1 protein-coding gene is annotated in these 206 nt (G+C 56.3%); it reads right to left on the bottom strand.

The features are described from left to right. Positions 1-76: 76 nt before the first annotated feature. Positions 77-206: transposase domain-containing protein (locus E1297_RS00025; protein WP_155132446.1), on the bottom strand; the 130-nt coding region annotated here is incomplete at its 5' end.

Genomic DNA, 206 nt, shown 5'->3' with positions numbered 1-206 from the left:
ATATAGGACACGTCTGCTAACCAGATGGTGCGTGTCCGTCCGGTGAAGCCGGTCTTCATGGTGGCGACGCGCTCTGTTACGCTGCTTTTGCAGCGTAACACCAAGGCATGAGCTCGTTGATGCGATTGATCTTGTGGTCTGCGATTTGTGCCAGAACCCAGGTCAGCCACGCTTGCGGGTCGACGCCATTGAGTTTGGCGGTTTCG

It is taken from the genome of Roseibium sp. RKSG952, from assembly GCF_009711355.1.
The sequence above is the reverse complement of the archived record's forward strand: the minus strand, read 5'-3'. Positions and strand labels throughout refer to the sequence as shown.